Below are 17,240 nucleotides of genomic sequence, written 5' to 3'. Positions count from 1 at the left end.
CCGCTAGTCGAGTGTGGCCTGCCCGGGTGCAGCCTGCCACAACCTTGCCGAGTTAAACCGGCGTGTCGGGCATGCGCCCTTGATCGCCGTTATGGCACGGTTACCTGTTGGGCACGCACAGTGACCGAACGATTACTGTGCGCATCAGAAACCCGTGCAACACCGCGGCATCGCCGGTCTTGAGTGCCGTATCTCCATCGTCGGCCCCCTCTCCCGGGTCCGGACATCCGAAAGGAAGGACGGCCCCAGGGCTCGCCACAGTACTCCATTCGGGCCACCCGGGTGGACCGCCGCGCCGCCGAAGTTGTCCTGGGCGGCGGGAGTTGGCCTGCCCTGAAACGGGGTCCCGCCGGGGCCGACCTGCGAAGCGGTCCGTTTTCCGGTGTCTTGCTTCACAAAATCCGCAGAAGTGGAACTATCCGTTTCGTCCTGGTGTCCGTAACTCCCGTAAGAGGAGGAACGCGAGAGGCAGGGCGCGCAGGGAATGGCACGGGACGACACCGCACCGGAGAAGAAGAAGCTCGATCTGAGCGTCGCTCAGATCGCCGGCTCCTCCCTCGCCACCGTCGCGGCGGCGCTGCTCGCCTCGAAGCTGGGGGTGTACGGGACCATCCTGGGCGCCGGTGTCGTCAGCGTGGTGGCCACCGCGGGCGGCCCGGTCATCCAGCACGTGTTCCGCCGCACCGGAGACCGGCTGCGCACCGGGGACCTGCCCCGCCTCGGCGCCCGCGCCGGGTGCGGCCCCTCGGGCCCGCCGGTGGAGGGCGAGTACGGCGAGGCCACCGTCCACGGCACCCGGGTACGGGGCCGGAAGCGCACGGCGGTGGCATCGGCGGCCGCCTTCGTCATCGCCATCGGCGGTCTCGGCGCCTACGAGGCCGCGGCCGGCACCTCGATCAGCGACGGCGGCGGCACCCTCCTGTCCGGCGGTACCCGGAAGGCCGCCGACCACCGCCGACCGGACCCGCCGAGGGGTGAGGAGCGCAACGGTGCGGGCGGCGACGGCGACGGCGGCAACGGCGGCGCGGCGACTCCCGGCCCGGGGCGGTCGGCCGGGGACGGGAGCCCGGCGCCCGACCCGACCCCCTCTCGGTCACCGGACCGGACGCCGACGCCGCCCCCCGGCCCCGTGGCGCCGACCCCGAAACCCACCCCGCCCGAGACGCCGACACCCACGCCGACGCCCCCGACCCCGGGCCCGTCGACGCCGAGCCCCTCCTGAACCGTCGTCAGTCGCCGAGGACCCGCCGCAGGTAGTCGTTGCCGAACAGCCGGTCCGGGTCCAGCCGGTCCCGCAGGGTGGTGAACTCGCCGAAGCGCGGGTAGACCCGGGCGAGGTACTCGGCGTCCCGGGTGTGCACCTTGCCCCAGTGCGGCCGGCCCTCGTGCGCGGTGAAGATCCGCTCGGCCGCCGTGAAGTACGCCTGGTACGGGGTGCCCTTGTACATGTGTACGGCGATGTAGGCCGTCTCGCGCCCCGAGGCCGTCGACAGGGTGATGTCGTCCGCCGGTGCCGTCCGTACCTCCACGGGGAAGCTGACGCGCAGCGGCGACCGGTCGACCATCGCCTTCAGTTCCCGCAGGGCCTCGACGAGGTGCTCGCGCGGGAGCGCGTACTCCATCTCCACGAAACGCACCCGGCGCGGGCTGGTGAACACCTTGTACGGGATGTCGGTGTAGGTCCGCGCGGACAGCGCCCGGCTGGCGATGCGGGCGATGCCCGGAACGGTCGCCGGGACGGCCCGGCCCAGCGAGTTGACCACCTGGAAGAGACCGTTGGACAGCAGCTCGTCCTCGATCCACGCGCTGACCGCTCCCGGCGGGGCGGCCGGGCCCTGGCTGCGGTTGTTCCGCTTGGTGTTGCAGTTGCCGGTGTGCGGGAACCAGTAGAACTCGAAGTGCTCGTTCTCCGCGACGTTCTCGTCGAACTCGGCCGTCACCCGGTCGAAGCCCATCGGCTCCTCACGGGCGGTCAGGAGGAAGAGGGGTTCGACTGCGAAGGTCACGGAGGTGACGATGCCGAGCGCCCCGATGCCGAGCCGGGCGGCCGCGAAGACCTCCGGGTTCTCCTTCTCCGAGCACGTGAGCAGTCTGCCGTCCGCGGTGACCAGCTCCAGGGCGCGGATCTGCGCGGCGATGGAGGCCGAGTCGCGGCCCGTGCCGTGGGTGCCGGTGCTGGTGGCGCCCGCGACCGTCTGCTCCATGATGTCGCCCATGTTGGTGAGCGACAGGCCCTCCCGGGCCAAGGCCACGTTCAGGTCCTTGAGCACGGTGCCCGCCGCCACCGTGACGGTGCCGGCGGTCCGGTCGATCGACGTGATGCCCCGTAGCGCCTGGGGGCGGATGAGCACCCCGTCGGTGGCGGCGGCCGCGGTGAAGGAGTGGCCGGTGCCGACGGCCTTCACCCGCAAGCCCTCCTCGGCGGCCCGGCGGACCACCTCCCGCAGGTCCCCGACCGAGGTCGGGGCCACCACGCGGGCGGGCGTCGCGCTGACGTTGCCCGCCCAGTTACGCCACGCGGTCGGCGTCCTCGCCGCCCCGCCCCGCCCGTTCCGTCCTGCTGTCGCGATCCCCATCGGTAGCCGGCTCCTCCCCTTGCGCCGGCCTCGTCAGCCGGCGGTATCCCGCGAACGCCACCGCCGCCGCGGCCGCCCCCGCCGAGATGGAGACGACGTACCCGCTCTTGGCGCCGGCCGCGTCGATGACCAGGCCGGCCACGGAGGAGCCGACCGCGACACCGACCGCGAGGCCGGTGCTGATCCAGGTCATGCCCTCGGTCAGCTTCGCGCGGGGTACGTGCGCCTCGATCAGGGCCATCGTGGTGATCATCGTGGGAGCGATGGCGAGGCCCGAGACGAAGAGCGCCACGGCCAGAAACGGCAAGTTCCCGGCCAGTAGGAGGGGGATCATACTCACGGCCATCGCACAGATGCCCAGTACCCATCGACGTTCGGCCGTTCCCTTGAGGTGCAGCAGGCCGAAGACGATGCCGGCGAGGCAGGAGCCGAGCGCCCACACGGCGAGGATCACGCTCGCGAGTGGTTTGTGGCCGCGCTCGTCGGCGAAGGCCAGCGTGGCGACGTCGATCGAGCCGAAGATCGCGCCCGTCGCCACGAATGTGCCCATGAGCACCTGGAGTCCGGGGGAGCGCAGGGCCGAGGTCCGGTCCCCGTGCTCGTGGTGCGGGTGCGGTTCCGGTTCGGTGGCGCGCTGCGCCGTCAGCCACCAGACGCCCACCAGCAGGCAGACGGCGGCGATCAGCGGCCCCGCTTCCGGGAACCAGGTCGTGGACAGGGAGATGGCGACGATCGGGCCGAAGATGAAGCAGACCTCGTCGACCACGGATTCGAAGGAGTACGCGGTGTGCAGGCTCGGGGTGTCGCGGTAGATCGCGGTCCACCGGGCGCGGACCATCGAGCCCACGCTCGGCACGCATCCCGCCAGGACGGAGAAGGCGAAGAGCGTCCAGTCCGGCCAGCCGTTCGCCGCGGCGACCAGCAGGCCGGCCACCGCCGCGACCGCGAAGAGGGTGGCGGGGCGCAGTACGCGCCGTTGTCCGTAGCGGTCGACCAGTTTCGAGATCTGGGGGCCGACGGCCGCGGCGGAGAGGGCCAGCGTTCCGGTGAGGGCGCTCGCCAGCCCGTAGCGGCCGGTGATCTCCGAGATCATGGTCAGGATGCCGACGCCCACCATGGAGAGCGGCATGCGGCCGATGAGCCCGGCGGCGCTGAACCCCTTGGTGCCAGGGGCGGCGAAGATCGCGCGGTAGGGACTGGGCACGGGCCCTCCGTAAGGGACGTCAATGGCCTCTACAGGTTACGGCCGCCGACGAGGCACCCGCACGGCGGGAAAACGGTTCGAAGTAAGGTTCACCTTACCCATCCGAATCGTGGGACCGACCGACGGGTCCGTTTCCCGCCGCGGGCCGCCTGGTGGCAGGATTCGAGCATGTCCGACCAGCTCCGCGCACCCGATGCCGGCCCCTACGACGCCCTGCTGCTGCTCTCCTTCGGCGGTCCCGAGGGTCCCGACGACGTCGTGCCGTTCCTGGAGAACGTCACGCGCGGGCGCGGCATCCCGCGCGAGCGACTGAAGGAAGTCGGGCAGCACTACTTCGGTTTCGGCGGGGTCAGCCCCATCAACGCCCAGAACCGCGAGCTGCTGGACGCCCTGCGCAAGGACTTCGCCGAGCACGGGTTGGACCTGCCGGTGTACTGGGGCAACCGGAACTGGGCGCCGTACCTCACCGACGTGCTGCGGGAGATGGCGGCCGACGGGCGCCGCCGTATCGCCGTGCTCGCCACCAGTGCGTACGCCTCCTACTCGGGCTGCCGCCAGTACCGGGAGAACCTCGCCGACGCGCTCGCCACGCTCGCCGAGGAGGGCGTGGCCGAGCTGCCGAAGGTCGACAAGCTGCGCCACTACTTCAACCACCCGGGGTTCGTCCGGCCGATGGTGGACGGCGTGCTCGCCTCGCTGGCCGCGCTGCCGCAGGACGTGCGCGCCGGCGCCCACCTGGCCTTCACCACCCACTCCATCCCGACCGCGGCAGCCGACACCTCCGGCCCCGTCGAGGAGCACGGCGACGGCGGCGCGTACGTCCGCCAGCACCTGGACGTCGCCGCGCTGATCGCGGACGCGGTGCGCGCCGAGACGGGCACCGAACTGCCCTGGGAGCTGGTCTACCAGTCGCGCAGCGGCGCCCCGCACATCCCCTGGCTGGAGCCCGACATCTGCGACCACCTGGAGGCCCTGCACGTGGCGGGCGCCCCGGCGGTGGTCATGGTGCCGATCGGCTTCGTCTCTGACCACATGGAGGTCCTGTACGACCTCGACACCGAGGCCACCGCCAAGGCCGCCGAACTGGGCCTGCCCGTGGCCCGGTCGGCGACGGTCGGCGCCGACCCCCGGTTCGCGGCGGCGGTACGGGACCTCGTGCTGGAGCGCGCCGCCGCCGAGCGCGGCGAAGCGGTGGAGCGGTGCGCGCTCGGGGCGCTCGGCGCCGGCCACGACCTCTGCCCGGTGGGCTGCTGCCCCGCGCGGGCGTCCCGGCCGGCGGCCGCGGGTGTCGACAGTCCGTACGCGTAGGGAGATGGGACGAGCATGAGCATCGACGAACGGGCGTCCGCCGAACTCAAGGCGGAGCTGCTGGCGGTGGGGTTGGCGGCCGCCGCCGAGGCGGGCGGGCTGCTGCGGGACGGTCGACCGGCGGACCTCGCGGTGGCGGCCACCAAATCCAGCCCGATCGACGTGGTGACCGAGATGGACATCGCGGCGGAGAAGCTGATCACGGACCTCCTCGCGGAGCGCCGGCCGACGGACGGGCTGCTGGGCGAGGAGGGCGCCGACAGCCCCGGGACGAGCGGCGTGCGCTGGATCGTGGACCCGCTGGACGGCACCGTGAACTACCTGTACGGGCTGCCCAGCTGGAGCGTCTCGATCGCCGCCGAGTACCGCGGCGAGACGGTGGTCGGCGTGGTGGCGGCGCCGATGCGCGGGGAGACGTACCACGCGGTGCTCGGCGAGGGGGCCTGGCTGGGGGACCGCCGACTGCGGTGCCGCGCCGCCGCGCCGCTGGACCAGGCGCTGGTGGCGACCGGGTTCGCCTACCTCCAGGGACGCAAGGAGCGCCAGGCGGAAGTGGTACGGCGGATCCTGCCGCGGGTGCGCGACATCCGCCGCGCCGGATCGGCGGCCCTGGACCTCTCCGACGTCGCCGCCGGGCGGTTGGACGGCTACTACGAGCGGGGGTTGAACCCCTGGGACCTCGCCGCGGGCGCGCTCATCGCCCGGGAGGCCGGCGCGGTGACGGGCGGCCGGCCGGGCGAACCGGCCTCGGGCGAGCTGGCGCTGGCCGCCACCCCGGCCGTGTTCGCCTCCCTCCAGCCGCTGCTGGAGGAAGCCGGGGCCTGGCACGACTGACCCCGCGCCCCCGTGCACCGGTGACCCCCGCCGCACGTGAGCGGACCCCGGCCGCCCTGAGGGCGACCGGGGTCCGGGAAGCGCGGCGGTCGAGAAGGTGTCGGTCGGACCGCGTGCGGTCAGGCGGCCCGCGGTCAGGCGGTGTTCGGTCAGGTGGCCTGCGGTCAGGCGGTGTTCGGTCAGGCGGCGGTGACGGGCACGCCGTGTTCGGCCGCGAGGCGGTGGAGGTCTTCCAGCTCCGCCTGTTCCACATCCGCGAGGTAGTCGTCGCCCGTCTCACGGGCCTTGCTGAGGTCCGACTGCGTGGCCCTGATGCGCTGCAGGAGACCCGCGGTGAATGCGTCCATGGTGGGTGCGCCCCCTCTTCGTGGGTCGCGGCGGTTCGGCCCGTGGCAGTCCGCCGTCAGGAGTGGATGGGGTGTTTCATCGTCCTCCCCGGCACCCTGGGCGCAGAAACCTCGCCGGCCCATCGAATCCTCGGTTCTCTTCCGCCGGCGCCCCCGCGGCGGGCCCCGCAGGGCGCCTTACAGCCGGTTTACCGCCGAAAGGGGCAGGATGGGCGACGCAATACACGTGTGCCCTTCTGGGCTCGAAGGAAGGAAACGACGTGCGCGTACTCGTCGTCGAGGACGAGCAACTGCTCGCCGATGCGGTGGCCACCGGCCTGCGGCGGGAGGCCATGGCCGTGGACGTCGTGTACGACGGCGCCGCGGCCTTGGAGCGCGTCGGAGTGAACGACTACGACGTGGTCGTGCTCGACCGGGACCTCCCGCTCGTCCACGGGGACGACGTCTGCCGGAAGATCGTCGAGCTCGGCATGCCGACCCGCGTACTGATGCTGACCGCCTCCGGGGACGTCAGCGACCGGGTCGAGGGGCTGGAGCTCGGTGCGGACGACTACCTGCCCAAGCCGTTCGCCTTCACCGAGCTGACCGCCCGCGTGCGCGCCCTGGGCCGGCGTACGACGGTCGCCCTGCCGCCGGTGCTGGAGCGCGCCGGGATCAAGCTGGACCCGAACCGGCGCGAGGTGTTCCGGGAGGGCAGGGAGGTGCAGCTGGCGCCGAAGGAGTTCGCGGTGCTGGAGGTCCTCATGCGCAGCGAGGGGACCGTCGTCTCCGCCGAGCAACTGCTGGAGAAGGCGTGGGACGAGAACACCGACCCGTTCACGAACGTGGTGCGCGTGACGGTCATGACCTTGCGCCGCAAGCTCGGTGAGCCGCCCGTCATCGTCACCGTGCCGGGCTCCGGATACCGGATCTGAGGCCATGGCAGCGACTCCGGCGCCACCGACGGCACCTCCGAAACCGACCTGGGACCCCGGCCAGCCCGAGGGTCCCTTCCCGTGGCTGCGGCCCACCATCCGCATACGCCTCACCCTGCTGTACGGCGGGATGTTCCTCATCGCGGGCATCCTGCTGCTGTCGATCATCTACCTGCTGGCGGCGCAGGCGCTGCGGGAGGGCAACGCCCTGCCCTTCAAGATCGTCGGCGGTACGAAGATCGAGGTCACCAGCACGACGTGCTCCGGCGTGGGCGCCGACATGTCGTTCGACCAGTTCTACTCGGCGATCAGCCAGTGCATCTTCGACCAGCGCCGGCACGCCCTCGACGACCTGCTGAGCCGGTCGCTGATGGCCCTGCTGGGGTTGAGCATCATCGCCTTCGCCTTCGGCTACGCGATGGCCGGCCGGGTGCTCTCGCCGCTGGGCAAGATCACCCGTACCGCCCGCCGGGTGGTCGGCACCGACCTCACCCGGCGGATCGAGCTGGACGGGCCGGACGACGAGCTCAAGGAGCTCGCCGACACCTTCGACGAGATGCTCGACCGGCTGGAGCGGGCCTTCACCGCCCAGCAGAGGTTCGTCGCGAACGCCTCGCACGAGCTGCGCACACCGCTCGCGATCAACCGGACGCTGCTGGAGGTGCACCTCTCCGATCCGGGGGCGCCGGTGGAGCTCCAGCAGCTCGGGAAGACGCTCCTGGCCACCAACGAGCGCAGCGAGCAGCTGGTCGAGGGGTTGCTGCTGCTGGCCCGCAGCGAGAACCAGATCGTCGAGCGCAAGCCCGTGGACCTGGCCGAGGTCGCCTCGCGCGCCATCGACCAGGCCCGGACGGAGGCCGCGGGGAAGGGCGTGGAGATCCGCGGCGAGCGGTTGCCCGCCGTCGTCCAGGGCAACGGCGTGCTGCTGGAGCGGATCGCCCTGAACCTGGTGCAGAACGCCGTCCGCTACAACGTGCCGGAGGGAGGCTGGGTGGAAGTCGCGACCGAGGTGGGGCACGGCCAGGCGGTCCTCCTGGTATCGAACACGGGTCCCGTGGTTCCCGCGTACGAGGTGGACAACCTCTTCGAGCCGTTCAGGCGGCTGCGTACGGAGCGAACGGGCAGCGACAAGGGTGTGGGGCTCGGCCTGTCCATCGCGCGCTCCGTGGCGCGCGCACACGGCGGCCGCATCCAGGCGACCCCTCGGGAGGGCGGTGGCCTCGTGATGCGTGTCACTTTGCCCATCTGAGCAGGACCCACCCGTGTTCGCTCTTGGCTGAATTCACCGGGCGGCAGTCGCGGACCCGCTGTGTGATCGATCACATGAGCGAGTGTCCGGCTGTGCGCGTTCGGTGACCCCAGGGAGGCCGGAACGCCCGGGAAGTCCGGGTTTCCGGTCCCCCGAATGGCGGGAAATACACGGGGTGGCGTTGGTGCAAGGCGACCTCCGGACCGTGTACGGTCCCGGTCGTCATCCCAGGCGCAAGCCCCTTCGGGGGCCCGGCTGGGTGTCGATTGAGTAACAGACCTTGATGTGAGGCAAAATCTCCGCCTCAGGTCGGGCACAAGTCCGGCCTCTCGCGCGTTACGTGCGCTGAGACACCGCTAAATCCCAGAGGGGGAGAGCGAACCATGGCAACGGACTACGACACTCCGCGCAAGACCGACGACGACGTAGACAACGACAGCATCGAAGAGCTGAAGGCTCGGCGCAACGAGAAGTCCCACTCGAATGTGGACGTGGACGACTTCGACGCGGCGGAGGGCATGGAGCTTCCCGGTGCGGACCTCTCCAACGAGGAACTGGCCGTCCGGGTGCTGCCCAAGCAGGCCGACGAGTTCACCTGCATGAGCTGCTTCCTGGTGCACCACCGCAGCCAGCTGGCTCGGGAGAAGAACGGCCAGCCGATCTGTCGCGACTGCGACTGAGAGGCTTGACCGTGACAGGGTCGTCGCCCTTCCGGAAGCGCCGCTTCCGGAAGTCTGGTGATCCGGCGGAGAAGCAGGTGGAGACGGGCCCGGCAACGGGCCACGGAACCTCCGGCGACCCCGCCCTGTCCTCCGACACCGCCCCGGCGGTGCCGTCGGCCCCAGCGGCCGGCGACGGGGCCCGTACGTCCGGGACCCATCGGATGCAAGCCGTCAGGAACGGTGTGCGCAAGGGCGGCGAAGGCGTGAAGGCCGTCGCCCTGTACATCGCCGACCGCGTCATCGAGAACGCACCGCGCGTTCCGGTTCGGGACCTCGCGACGCTGCGCGCGCAGTTCCCGGGCCTCGACCCCGAGCAGCTCGCCGACAAGCTGATCGCCGGCGCCGCCCACGCCACGTCCGTCGTGGGAGCCGGTGTCGGCGCGGCTGCGATGCTGCCCGTGCCGCCCGCGATGCCGGCCGAGCTGGCCGCGGAGATCACCGGGGTCGCCGCGATCGAGCTGAAACTGATCGCCGAACTCCACGAGGTCTACGGACTGCGGCCCCCCGGCAACCTCAAGGAGCGCAGCCACGCGTACCTCACGTCCTGGACGGAGGAGCGCGGCGTCGACCTGACCCATCCGACCACGCTGAACGCGGCGCTGGGCGGTCAGATGAAGCGCGAACTGCGCCAGCAGATCACGAAGCGGATGGTCCGCAACCTGCCGAACCTGATGCCCTTCATGGTCGGCGCGGCGGTGGGCGCCGTGATGAACCGCCGCGACACCCGGAAGGTCGCCCAGAAGGTACGGGGCGACCTGCGCACCCGGGCCGTGCCCTGGGACGCCCTCCCCGAGCTGCCGCCCCTTGAGCAGGCCTCCCAGCCCCTTCCCGAGGCCACCAGGGCCGCACTCGAAGGCCGCGGACACCGGAAGCCCGACCGGCGCTAGCCGCGCGGGGGCCCGCCGGCGGTCCCGGCCGCGGGCTACTCCGCCTCGGTACGCGCCGAGCGGATCGCCGCCGCCAGGGCCTCGGGCTCGCGGGTGGAGACGTACACGTAGGGGGTCGGGTCCGCCGGGTCGGTGACCTCGACGCGGACGGCCGTCGGGACGTAGCTGCGCAGCAGCATGAACGCGCGGGTGTCGGCCTTGTACGTCCGCCAGGCCCGCGCCTCCTCGGCGTCCAGGACGACCGGCTCGCCCAGGGCCGTCACGGGGATCCGCGCCTCGCCCGCCGCCAGCGCGCCGTTCACCACGCGCACCCGCGCGGAGCCGTACGAACTCACCAGCATCCCCGTCAGCGCCGTGCCCCCGACCAGCCCGGCCAGCAGCGGCAGCGTGCCCAGCGGAAGCATCACCAGGGCGCACGCCAGGCCGGTCAGGACGGCGATCGCCCACCAGGAGCGGGGGGCGGTCAGGCGTTCGTCGTGGTGCGCGGGGGAGAGCTGCATGCCCACAAGCCTGCCACGAGGCGACCGGCGGGTAGCCGCGCGGGTAAGGTCAGCGGCTGTGAGTGGACGAAACACAGCGTTGACGCCCCCGGCCGACGCCACGGCGCCGGTCCGGCACCCCGAGGCGCCCGCCCCGGGCGAACTCCTCGGCGCGCACTACGAGCACTGCTTCGGCTGCGGCGGGGGACAGCCGCACGGGCTCCACCTGGCGGCCCGGGCCGGCGAGGGCGTGCGGGTCACCGCCGAGTTCACCGTCAAGCCGGCCCACCAGGGCGCGCCCGGTCTCGCGCACGGCGGCGTCCTGGCCACCGCCCTCGACGAGACGCTCGGCTCCCTGAACTGGCTGCTGCGCGTCATCGCGGTGACCGGGCGGCTGGAGACCGACTTCGTACGACCGGTCCCCCTGGGGACCGTGCTGTACCTGGAGGCCGAGGTCACCGCCGTCGCCGGACGGAAGATCTACTCCACGGCGGTCGGCCGAATAGGAGGCCCGGAAGGGCCCGTCGCCGTGCGCGCCGACGCCCTCTTCATCGAGGTGAAGGTCGACCACTTCATCGACAACGGACGGCCCGAGGAGATCCGGGCGGCGATGGCCGACCCGGACCAGGTCAGGCGCTCGCGCGCCTTCGAGGTGAACCCCTGATGTCTCACAACGACCACGCCCCCGTCGACGTGCTGATCCGCCGCGTCGACCCCGAGGTGCCGCTGCCCTCCTACGGCCACCCCGGCGACGCGGGGTGCGACCTCGTGACCACCGAGGCCGCCGAGCTGGCCCCCGGCGAGCGGACCGTACTGCCCACCGGCGTCTCCATCGCCCTGCCCGACGGGTACGCCGCCTTCGTGCACCCCCGCTCGGGCCTGGCCGCGCGCTGCGGGCTCGCGCTCGTGAATGCCCCGGGGACGGTGGATGCCGGGTACCGTGGGGAAATCAAGGTGATCGTGGTCAATCTCGACCCGCGCGAGAGCGTCAGGTTCGAGCGTTTCGACCGCATTGCCCAGCTGGTTGTCCAGCGGGTCGAGAAGGTGCGTTTCCACGAGGTGGCGGAACTTCCCGGCTCGGCCAGGGCCGAGGGGGGTTTCGGCTCCACCGGCGGTCATGCGGCCGTGGCCGGATCCGGAGCTGGTCAGCAGGGTGGGAATGGCTACGCTTCGGTCGTAACCGACCGGGAAGGACAGTGACGTGTTCGGACGTCGCAAGAAGAACGACTCCGTCAAGGACGGCGGCGCGGCCGAGCAGGTCGTCGAGAACGAGAGCGGCGAGGACCAGAACGACGCCGACCGGCTCGACGACCCCACGCCCCGCCGAGTGAACCTGCCGCCGGCGCCGCGGCCCGACGGCCCGTGGGACGTCTCCGAGGTGCCCGGCAAGCCGGAAGACGGCCGGGTCGACCTGGGCGGCATCCTCGTACCCGGGGTCGAGGGCATGGAGCTGCGGGTCGAGGTCGCCGGTGACGCGATCGTCGCCGCGACCGTCGTCCTCGGCGACAGCGCCGTACAGCTGCAGGCTTTCGCGGCGCCCAAGAAGGAAGGCATCTGGGGCGAGGTCCGCGACGAGATCGCCACGGGCATCACCCAGCAGGGCGGCATCATCGACGAGGTCGAAGGCCCCCTCGGCTGGGAGCTGCGCGCCCAGGTGCCCGTACCGCTGCCCGACGGGCAGACCGGCGCCCAGCTGGTCCGGTTCGTCGGCGTCGACGGCCCGCGCTGGTTCCTGCGCGGTGTCATCTCCGGCCAGGCGGCGGTGCGCCCCGAGGCGGGCGGTGTGCTGGAGCAGATCTTCCGGGACACGGTCGTCGTGCGTGGCGAGGGCCCGATGGCGCCCCGCGACCCGATCGTGCTGAAGCTCCCGAACGACGCCCAGATGGTGCCGGACGGCGTGCAGCAGCCGGCGGCCGGCGAGGCCGAGGGCTCCCGCTTCGGCGGCGACATGGGCCAGCTGGAGCGCGGGCCGGAGATCACCGAGGTCCGCTGACCTCCGCTCCTGCGCCCCCCCGTTCCGGCCGGTGGGCCGTACCCCTCGCGGGTGCGGCCCGCCGGCCTTTTCCGGGAACCCGGGCCGGGGCGCGGCCGGCGGGTCGCGGATGCGTCAGGGATGCGTCAGGGATCGGCGCCCGGCCGTCCATCGGGCGGTCGCCGGTGGGAACGTCCCCGAGAATGGGCGCATGGGACGCGGCAAGCTACGGATATACCTCGGCGCGGCACCCGGTGTGGGAAAGACGTACGCCATGCTCTCGGAAGGGCACCGTCGGGTCGAGCGCGGCGGTGACTGCGTCGTCGGCTTCGTCGAGCACCACGGCCGGCCGCGGACCGAGGTGATGCTCCACGGGCTGGAACAGGTGCCGCGGCGGGAGCTCTGCCACCGGGACGCCGCCTTCACCGAGATGGACGTGGACGCGCTCCTGGCCCGGCGCCCCGCGGTGGCCCTGGTGGACGAGCTGGCACACACGAACGTCCCCGGCTCGCGCAACGCCAAGCGCTGGCAGGACGTCGAGGAACTGCTCCGGGCCGGCGTCGACGTCGTGTCGACCGTGAACATCCAGCACCTGGAGTCCCTCGGCGACGTCGTCGAAGCCATCACCGGGGTCCGGCAGCGCGAGACGGTGCCGGACGAGGTGGTGCGGCGGGCCGAGCAGATCGAGCTGGTCGACATGTCGCCCCAGGCGCTGCGCCGCCGGATGGCCCACGGGAACATATACAAGCCCGACAAGGTCGACGCGGCCCTGTCCAACTACTTCCGACCCGGCAACCTCACCGCGCTGCGGGAGCTGGCCCTGCTCTGGGTCGCCGACCGGGCCGACGAGTACCTGCGGCAGTACCGGGGCGAACACGACATCCGCTCCACCTGGCAGGCCCGCGAGCGGATCGTCGTCGGCCTCACCGGCGGCCCCGAGGGGCGCACCCTCATCCGGCGCGCCGCGCGCCTCGCCGAGAAGGGCGCGGGCGGCGAGGTACTGGCCGTCTACATCGCGCGCAGCGACGGGCTGACCGCGGCCTCGCCCAAGGAGCTCGCCGTCCAGCGGACGCTGGCGGAAGACCTCGGCGGAACGTTTCACCATGTCATCGGCGACAACATCCCCGAGGCCCTGCTGGAGTTCGCCCGCGGGGTCAACGCCACCCAGATCGTGCTCGGCTCCAGCCGCCGCAAGGCGTGGCAGTACGTCTTCGGGCCGGGCGTGGGCGCCAGTGTGGCCCGCGACTCGGGGCCCGACCTGGACGTGCACATCGTCACCCACGAGGAGGTGGCCAAGGGGCGCGGGCTGCCCGTGGTCCGCTCCGCCGCCCGGCTCGGCAGGGCCCGTATCGTCGCCGGCTGGGTGGTCGGCGTGGTGTTCCCCGCCCTGCTCGCGGTGCTGCTCACGCACGTGAACGGTGATCCGGGCCTGGCCAACGACATGCTGCTGTTCCTCGCCCTGACCGTGGCCGCGGCCCTGCTGGGCGGTCTCGTGCCCGCCCTTGCCTCGGCGGCCTTCGGCTCACTGCTGCTGAACTACTACTTCGCGCCGCCGCTGCACCGCTTCACCATCTCCGACCCCAAGAACATCGTCGCCATCTCGGTCTTCTTCGGGGTGGCGGTGGCCGTCGCCTCCGTCGTGGACTCGGCCGCCCGGCGAACCCAGCAGGCCGCCCGGCTGCGCGCCGAATCCGAGATCCTGTCCTTCCTCGCGGGCAGCGTGCTGCGCGGGGAGACCACCCTGGACGCGCTGCTGGAGCGGGTGCGGGAGACCTTCGCCATGGAGTCGGTGGCACTGCTGGAGCGCGCGGGCGAGGTGGAGCCCTGGAAGCCGGCCGGCAGCGTCGGCCCGAGCCCCGCCGCACGCCCCGAAGACGCCGACGTGGACATGCCGATCGGCGATCACATGGCGCTGGCCCTGTCCGGGCGGGTGCTGCCCGCCGAGGACCGGCGGGTGCTCGGCGCCTTCGCCGCGCAGGCCGCCGTCGTGCTGGACCGGCAGCGGCTGGTCGGGGAGGCCGAGGAGGCCCGTCGGATGGCGGAGGGCAACCGGATCAGGACCGCGCTGCTCGCCGCCGTCAGCCATGACCTGCGCACCCCGCTGGCCGCCATCAAGGCGTCCGTGTCCTCGCTGCGCTCCGAGGACGTGGAGTGGTCGCCGCAGGACCGGGCCGAGCTGCTCGAAGGGATCGAGCACGGCGCCGACCGGCTCGACCACCTCGTGGGGAACCTGCTGGACATGTCCCGGCTCCAGACCGGCACCGTCACCCCGCTGATCCGGGAGATCGACCTCGACGAGGTGGTCCCGATGGCGCTGGGCGGCGTACCCGAGGACAGCGTGGTGCTGGACGTCCCCGAGACCCTGCCGATGGTGGCGGTGGACCCGGGGCTGCTGGAGCGGTCCGTGGCGAACGTGGTGGAGAACGCCGTCAAGTACAGCCCGCCGGGGCAGCCGGTGCTGGTCGCGGCGAGTTTCCTCGGCGACCGGGTCGAGGTACGGGTCGTGGACCGCGGGCCGGGGGTGCCGGACGAGGCCAAGGACCGGATCTTCGCCCCGTTCCAGCGGCACGGCGACGCGCCGCGCGGCGCCGGGGTCGGGCTCGGGCTCGCGGTGGCCCGCGGCTTCGCGGAGGCGATGGCGGGGAGCCTGACGGCCGAGGACACGCCGGGAGGCGGGCTCACGATGGTGCTGACGCTACGGGCGGCCGCGCCGGGAACCGCGCCCGGCCCCGGACCCGTTGATCACGTGGATCATATTGATCAACCTGTTGATCCGTTCGACGTTCCCTCCGTACGACAGAAAGCAGGCCCTCGATGACCCGAGTGCTCGTGGTGGACGACGAGCCGCAGATCGTCCGAGCCCTCGTGATCAACCTGAAGGCACGCAAGTACGAGGTCGACGCGGCGGCCGACGGCGCGGGGGCCCTGGAGCTCGCCGCCGCCCGCCACCCCGATGTGATCGTCCTCGACCTGGGCCTGCCCGACATGGACGGCGTCGAGGTGATCAAGGGGTTGCGCGGTTGGACCCGGGTCCCGATCCTCGTGCTCTCCGCCCGCCACAGCTCCGACGAGAAGGTCGAGGCACTGGACGCGGGCGCCGACGACTACGTCACCAAACCGTTCGGCATGGACGAGCTGCTGGCCCGGCTGCGCGCCGCCGTCCGCCGGGCCGAACCGCCCGTCGGCGCCGGCGAGGACGAGGTGGTCGTGGAGACCGAGGGCTTCAGCGTCGACCTGGCCGCCAAGAAGGCCGTGCGCGAGGGACGCGACGTACGGCTGACCCCCACCGAGTGGCACCTGCTGGAGGTCCTGGTCCGCAATGGCGGCAAGCTGGTCAGCCAGAAGCAGCTCCTGCGCGAGGTCTGGGGCCCCTCGTACGGGACCGAGACCAACTACCTGCGGGTCTACATGGCGCAGTTGCGCCGCAAGCTGGAGGCCGACCCCTCGCACCCGCGGCACTTCATCACCGAACCGGGCATGGGATACCGCTTCGAGAGGTAGCGGGCGCGCCGGTACGCTTCCTGTATGAGTGCTGAACCGCGTCCCGAGAAGCCCGCGAAACCGGCCAGGCCGGCGGGCCGGTTCCGCCGGATGATAGAGCGTCTTTCCACCTCCCAGGAGGATCTGCATTCGGCGGAGCTGCAGGAGGCCGCAGAAGCCGCGGGCTGCACGCGGATCTGCGACTCCTACGACCGCGAGATAGTCAAGGTGACCGGTACGCTACGAACCGTCACCCTGCGTCCGCGGGCCGGAGTCCCCGCCCTGGAGGCGGAGCTGTTCGACGGCTCCGCCGCGCTGGACGTGGTGTGGCTCGGGCGTCGCTCGATCGTGGGAATCGAGCCCGGGCGGCGCATGATCGCCTCCGGGCGGATCGCGATGAGTCATGGGCGCCGGGTCCTCTTCAACCCGAAGTACGAACTCCGACCGCTCGGACAGGAGCAGTAACCGGTGACGTCATTCGACAAACCGAACATCCCCGCCCCGGACCCTGCCGACGACCAGAAGGCCGCGACCCAGGCCGCGCTCTTCGACGCGTTCGGAGGCATCCGGGGCACCGTGGAGACGATGCTCCCGGGCCTGCTCTTCGTGATGATCTACACGATCAACAAGAACGTGATGATGTCCGCCATCGCGGCGGCCGTCGTCGCGGTCGCGCTGGTGATCGTGCGGCTGCTGCGCAAGGACACTGTCAAGCACGCGTTCAGCGGCGTGTTCGGCGTCGGCGTCGGCGTGGCCTTCGCCCTCTTCACGGGCACCGCGAAGGGGTTCTACCTGCCCGGAATGATCTACGGGGCGGGGCTCGGGGTGGCCTTCACGCTCTCGGCGCTGGTCGGCTTCCCGCTGCTCGGGGTGATCCTGGGGCCGGTGTTCAAGGAGAACCTGTCCTGGCGCACGCGCAACCCCGGACGCAAGAAGGCGTACACCAAGGCCAGCCTGGCGTGGGGGATCATCTTCCTCGCCAAGTACGCGATCCTCTTCCCGCTGTACTGGTGGGGGGACGCGACCCAGCTCGGCTGGGTACTGATCACGCTCAAGCTGCCGCCGATGGTGCTGGCGGTGTACTTCACCTGGGTGTTCCTGGCGAAGGCGCCGCCGCCGATCGACGTCATCGCCGAGTACGAGGCCGAGGAGGCCGCCGAGAAGGCGGCGAAGGCCGCGGCGCGGGAACGACGGGCCTGACGACGGCCGGCGTGGCGCGGAGCACGGCGGACATGGCGCGGAGCAGCGCGGGCGTGGCGTCGAGCAGG

General features: G+C 72.0%; 18 protein-coding genes. 14 read left to right on the top strand and 4 right to left on the bottom strand.

From position 1 onward, the window contains the following. The first annotated feature begins 484 nt into the window (after nucleotides 1–484). A complete protein-coding gene (locus ACFVXJ_RS14790; protein WP_389662087.1) occupies nucleotides 485–1,222 on the top strand; it encodes a hypothetical protein in 738 nt (245 codons plus the stop codon). A gap of 7 nt (nucleotides 1,223–1,229) precedes the next feature. Here the strand turns inward: ACFVXJ_RS14790 and ACFVXJ_RS14785 are convergent, their stop codons facing one another. Both ACFVXJ_RS14785 and ACFVXJ_RS14780 read right to left on the bottom strand, forming a co-directional pair. Next, a complete protein-coding gene (locus tag ACFVXJ_RS14785) occupies nucleotides 1,230–2,576 on the bottom strand; it encodes a D-arabinono-1,4-lactone oxidase (RefSeq protein WP_389662086.1) in 1,347 nt (448 codons plus the stop codon). Beyond that, a complete protein-coding gene (locus ACFVXJ_RS14780; protein ID WP_389662085.1) occupies nucleotides 2,509–3,780 on the bottom strand; it encodes an MFS transporter in 1,272 nt (423 codons plus the stop codon). Before ACFVXJ_RS14780 ends, ACFVXJ_RS14785 begins: the two co-directional genes overlap by 68 nt. A gap of 168 nt (nucleotides 3,781–3,948) precedes the next feature. On the opposite strand from ACFVXJ_RS14780, the gene ACFVXJ_RS14775 reads away from it, so the two are divergent. Beyond that, nucleotides 3,949–5,088 (top strand): ferrochelatase, encoded by a 1,140-nt coding sequence (locus ACFVXJ_RS14775; RefSeq protein ID WP_389662084.1) that lies wholly within the window; start codon nucleotides 3,949–3,951, stop codon nucleotides 5,086–5,088. 15 nt (nucleotides 5,089–5,103) lie between these two features. After that, the gene (locus ACFVXJ_RS14770; protein WP_389662083.1) at nucleotides 5,104–5,922 is read left to right on the top strand and encodes an inositol monophosphatase family protein; all 819 of its coding nucleotides are present in this window, start codon (nucleotides 5,104–5,106) and stop codon (nucleotides 5,920–5,922) included. A gap of 179 nt (nucleotides 5,923–6,101) precedes the next feature. On the opposite strand, the gene ACFVXJ_RS14765 is transcribed toward ACFVXJ_RS14770, so the two are convergent. Next, complete coding sequence (locus ACFVXJ_RS14765) at nucleotides 6,102–6,269, bottom strand: hypothetical protein (protein WP_361131427.1); 168 nt, start codon at nucleotides 6,267–6,269, stop codon at nucleotides 6,102–6,104. Nucleotides 6,270–6,529: 260 nt separating this feature from the next. Between ACFVXJ_RS14765 and ACFVXJ_RS14760 the strand changes: the two genes are divergently transcribed. From ACFVXJ_RS14760 to ACFVXJ_RS14745, 4 genes are all read left to right on the top strand, one after another. Beyond that, on the top strand, nucleotides 6,530–7,183 hold the full coding sequence (locus ACFVXJ_RS14760; RefSeq protein WP_030036265.1) for a response regulator transcription factor: 654 nt from the start codon (nucleotides 6,530–6,532) through the stop codon (nucleotides 7,181–7,183). A gap of 4 nt (nucleotides 7,184–7,187) precedes the next feature. Beyond that, the gene (locus ACFVXJ_RS14755; RefSeq protein ID WP_389662082.1) at nucleotides 7,188–8,432 is read left to right on the top strand and encodes a sensor histidine kinase; all 1,245 of its coding nucleotides are present in this window, start codon (nucleotides 7,188–7,190) and stop codon (nucleotides 8,430–8,432) included. A 383-nt stretch (nucleotides 8,433–8,815) separates the two neighbouring features. Next, complete coding sequence (locus tag ACFVXJ_RS14750) at nucleotides 8,816–9,112, top strand: DUF4193 domain-containing protein (RefSeq protein WP_136212598.1); 297 nt, start codon at nucleotides 8,816–8,818, stop codon at nucleotides 9,110–9,112. Nucleotides 9,113–9,123: 11 nt separating this feature from the next. Next, nucleotides 9,124–10,041 (top strand): hypothetical protein, encoded by a 918-nt coding sequence (locus ACFVXJ_RS14745; protein ID WP_389662081.1) that lies wholly within the window; start codon nucleotides 9,124–9,126, stop codon nucleotides 10,039–10,041. Between the two features lie 35 nt (nucleotides 10,042–10,076). On the opposite strand, the gene ACFVXJ_RS14740 is transcribed toward ACFVXJ_RS14745, so the two are convergent. Next, a complete protein-coding gene (locus tag ACFVXJ_RS14740) occupies nucleotides 10,077–10,541 on the bottom strand; it encodes a DUF3093 domain-containing protein (protein WP_389662080.1) in 465 nt (154 codons plus the stop codon). 58 nt (nucleotides 10,542–10,599) lie between these two features. On the opposite strand from ACFVXJ_RS14740, the gene ACFVXJ_RS14735 reads away from it, so the two are divergent. The 7 genes from ACFVXJ_RS14735 (at nucleotide 10,600) to ACFVXJ_RS14705 (ending at nucleotide 17,172) form a co-directional block, all read left to right on the top strand. Continuing rightward, nucleotides 10,600–11,184 carry a PaaI family thioesterase gene (locus tag ACFVXJ_RS14735; RefSeq protein ID WP_389662079.1) on the top strand — a complete coding sequence of 195 codons (585 nt, stop codon included), beginning with the start codon at nucleotides 10,600–10,602 and terminating at the stop codon, nucleotides 11,182–11,184. Beyond that, a complete protein-coding gene (gene dut, locus ACFVXJ_RS14730; RefSeq protein ID WP_361308555.1) occupies nucleotides 11,184–11,720 on the top strand; it encodes a dUTP diphosphatase in 537 nt (178 codons plus the stop codon). The genes ACFVXJ_RS14735 and dut overlap by 1 nt, the downstream gene beginning before the upstream one ends. Nucleotide 11,721: 1 nt before the next feature. Continuing rightward, nucleotides 11,722–12,513 (top strand): DUF3710 domain-containing protein, encoded by a 792-nt coding sequence (locus tag ACFVXJ_RS14725; RefSeq protein ID WP_389662078.1) that lies wholly within the window; start codon nucleotides 11,722–11,724, stop codon nucleotides 12,511–12,513. Between the two features lie 190 nt (nucleotides 12,514–12,703). After that, a complete protein-coding gene (locus ACFVXJ_RS14720; protein ID WP_389662077.1) occupies nucleotides 12,704–15,310 on the top strand; it encodes a DUF4118 domain-containing protein in 2,607 nt (868 codons plus the stop codon). Then, nucleotides 15,307–15,993, top strand: a complete 687-nt coding sequence (locus ACFVXJ_RS14715) for a response regulator (RefSeq protein ID WP_361308550.1) — start codon at nucleotides 15,307–15,309, stop codon at nucleotides 15,991–15,993. Before ACFVXJ_RS14720 ends, ACFVXJ_RS14715 begins: the two co-directional genes overlap by 4 nt. 24 nt (nucleotides 15,994–16,017) lie before the next feature. After that, entirely contained in the window at nucleotides 16,018–16,437 is a 420-nt protein-coding gene (locus ACFVXJ_RS14710) for an OB-fold nucleic acid binding domain-containing protein (protein ID WP_389662076.1), read from the top strand. A gap of 3 nt (nucleotides 16,438–16,440) precedes the next feature. Continuing rightward, nucleotides 16,441–17,172, top strand: coding sequence for a DUF3159 domain-containing protein (locus ACFVXJ_RS14705; RefSeq protein WP_389662075.1), 732 nt, complete (start codon nucleotides 16,441–16,443; stop codon nucleotides 17,170–17,172). The last annotated feature ends 68 nt before the right edge of the window (nucleotides 17,173–17,240 follow it).

The sequence above is a fragment of the Streptomyces sp. NPDC058279 genome (assembly GCF_042881255.1).
Taxonomy (GTDB): Bacteria; Actinomycetota; Actinomycetes; order Streptomycetales; family Streptomycetaceae; genus Streptomyces.
The sequence above is the reverse complement of the archived record's forward strand: the minus strand, read 5'-3'. Positions and strand labels throughout refer to the sequence as shown.

Excerpts from the sequence above, each read along its gene's own strand:
- dut (WP_361308555.1), top strand. The coding sequence starts at position 11,184 with ATGTCTCACAACGACCACGCCCCCGTCGACGTGCTGATCCGCCGCGTC.
- ACFVXJ_RS14755 (WP_389662082.1), top strand. The coding sequence starts at position 7,188 with ATGGCAGCGACTCCGGCGCCACCGACGGCACCTCCGAAACCGACCTGG.
- ACFVXJ_RS14740 (WP_389662080.1), bottom strand. The coding sequence starts at position 10,541 with ATGCAGCTCTCCCCCGCGCACCACGACGAACGCCTGACCGCCCCCCGC.
- ACFVXJ_RS14710 (WP_389662076.1), top strand. The coding sequence starts at position 16,018 with ATGAGTGCTGAACCGCGTCCCGAGAAGCCCGCGAAACCGGCCAGGCCG.
- ACFVXJ_RS14715 (WP_361308550.1), top strand. The coding sequence starts at position 15,307 with ATGACCCGAGTGCTCGTGGTGGACGACGAGCCGCAGATCGTCCGAGCC.
- ACFVXJ_RS14775 (WP_389662084.1), top strand. The coding sequence starts at position 3,949 with ATGTCCGACCAGCTCCGCGCACCCGATGCCGGCCCCTACGACGCCCTG.
- ACFVXJ_RS14770 (WP_389662083.1), top strand. The coding sequence starts at position 5,104 with ATGAGCATCGACGAACGGGCGTCCGCCGAACTCAAGGCGGAGCTGCTG.
- ACFVXJ_RS14785 (WP_389662086.1), bottom strand. The coding sequence starts at position 2,576 with ATGGGGATCGCGACAGCAGGACGGAACGGGCGGGGCGGGGCGGCGAGG.
- ACFVXJ_RS14750 (WP_136212598.1), top strand. The coding sequence starts at position 8,816 with ATGGCAACGGACTACGACACTCCGCGCAAGACCGACGACGACGTAGAC.
- ACFVXJ_RS14790 (WP_389662087.1), top strand. The coding sequence starts at position 485 with ATGGCACGGGACGACACCGCACCGGAGAAGAAGAAGCTCGATCTGAGC.
- ACFVXJ_RS14765 (WP_361131427.1), bottom strand. The coding sequence starts at position 6,269 with ATGGACGCATTCACCGCGGGTCTCCTGCAGCGCATCAGGGCCACGCAG.
- ACFVXJ_RS14720 (WP_389662077.1), top strand. The coding sequence starts at position 12,704 with ATGGGACGCGGCAAGCTACGGATATACCTCGGCGCGGCACCCGGTGTG.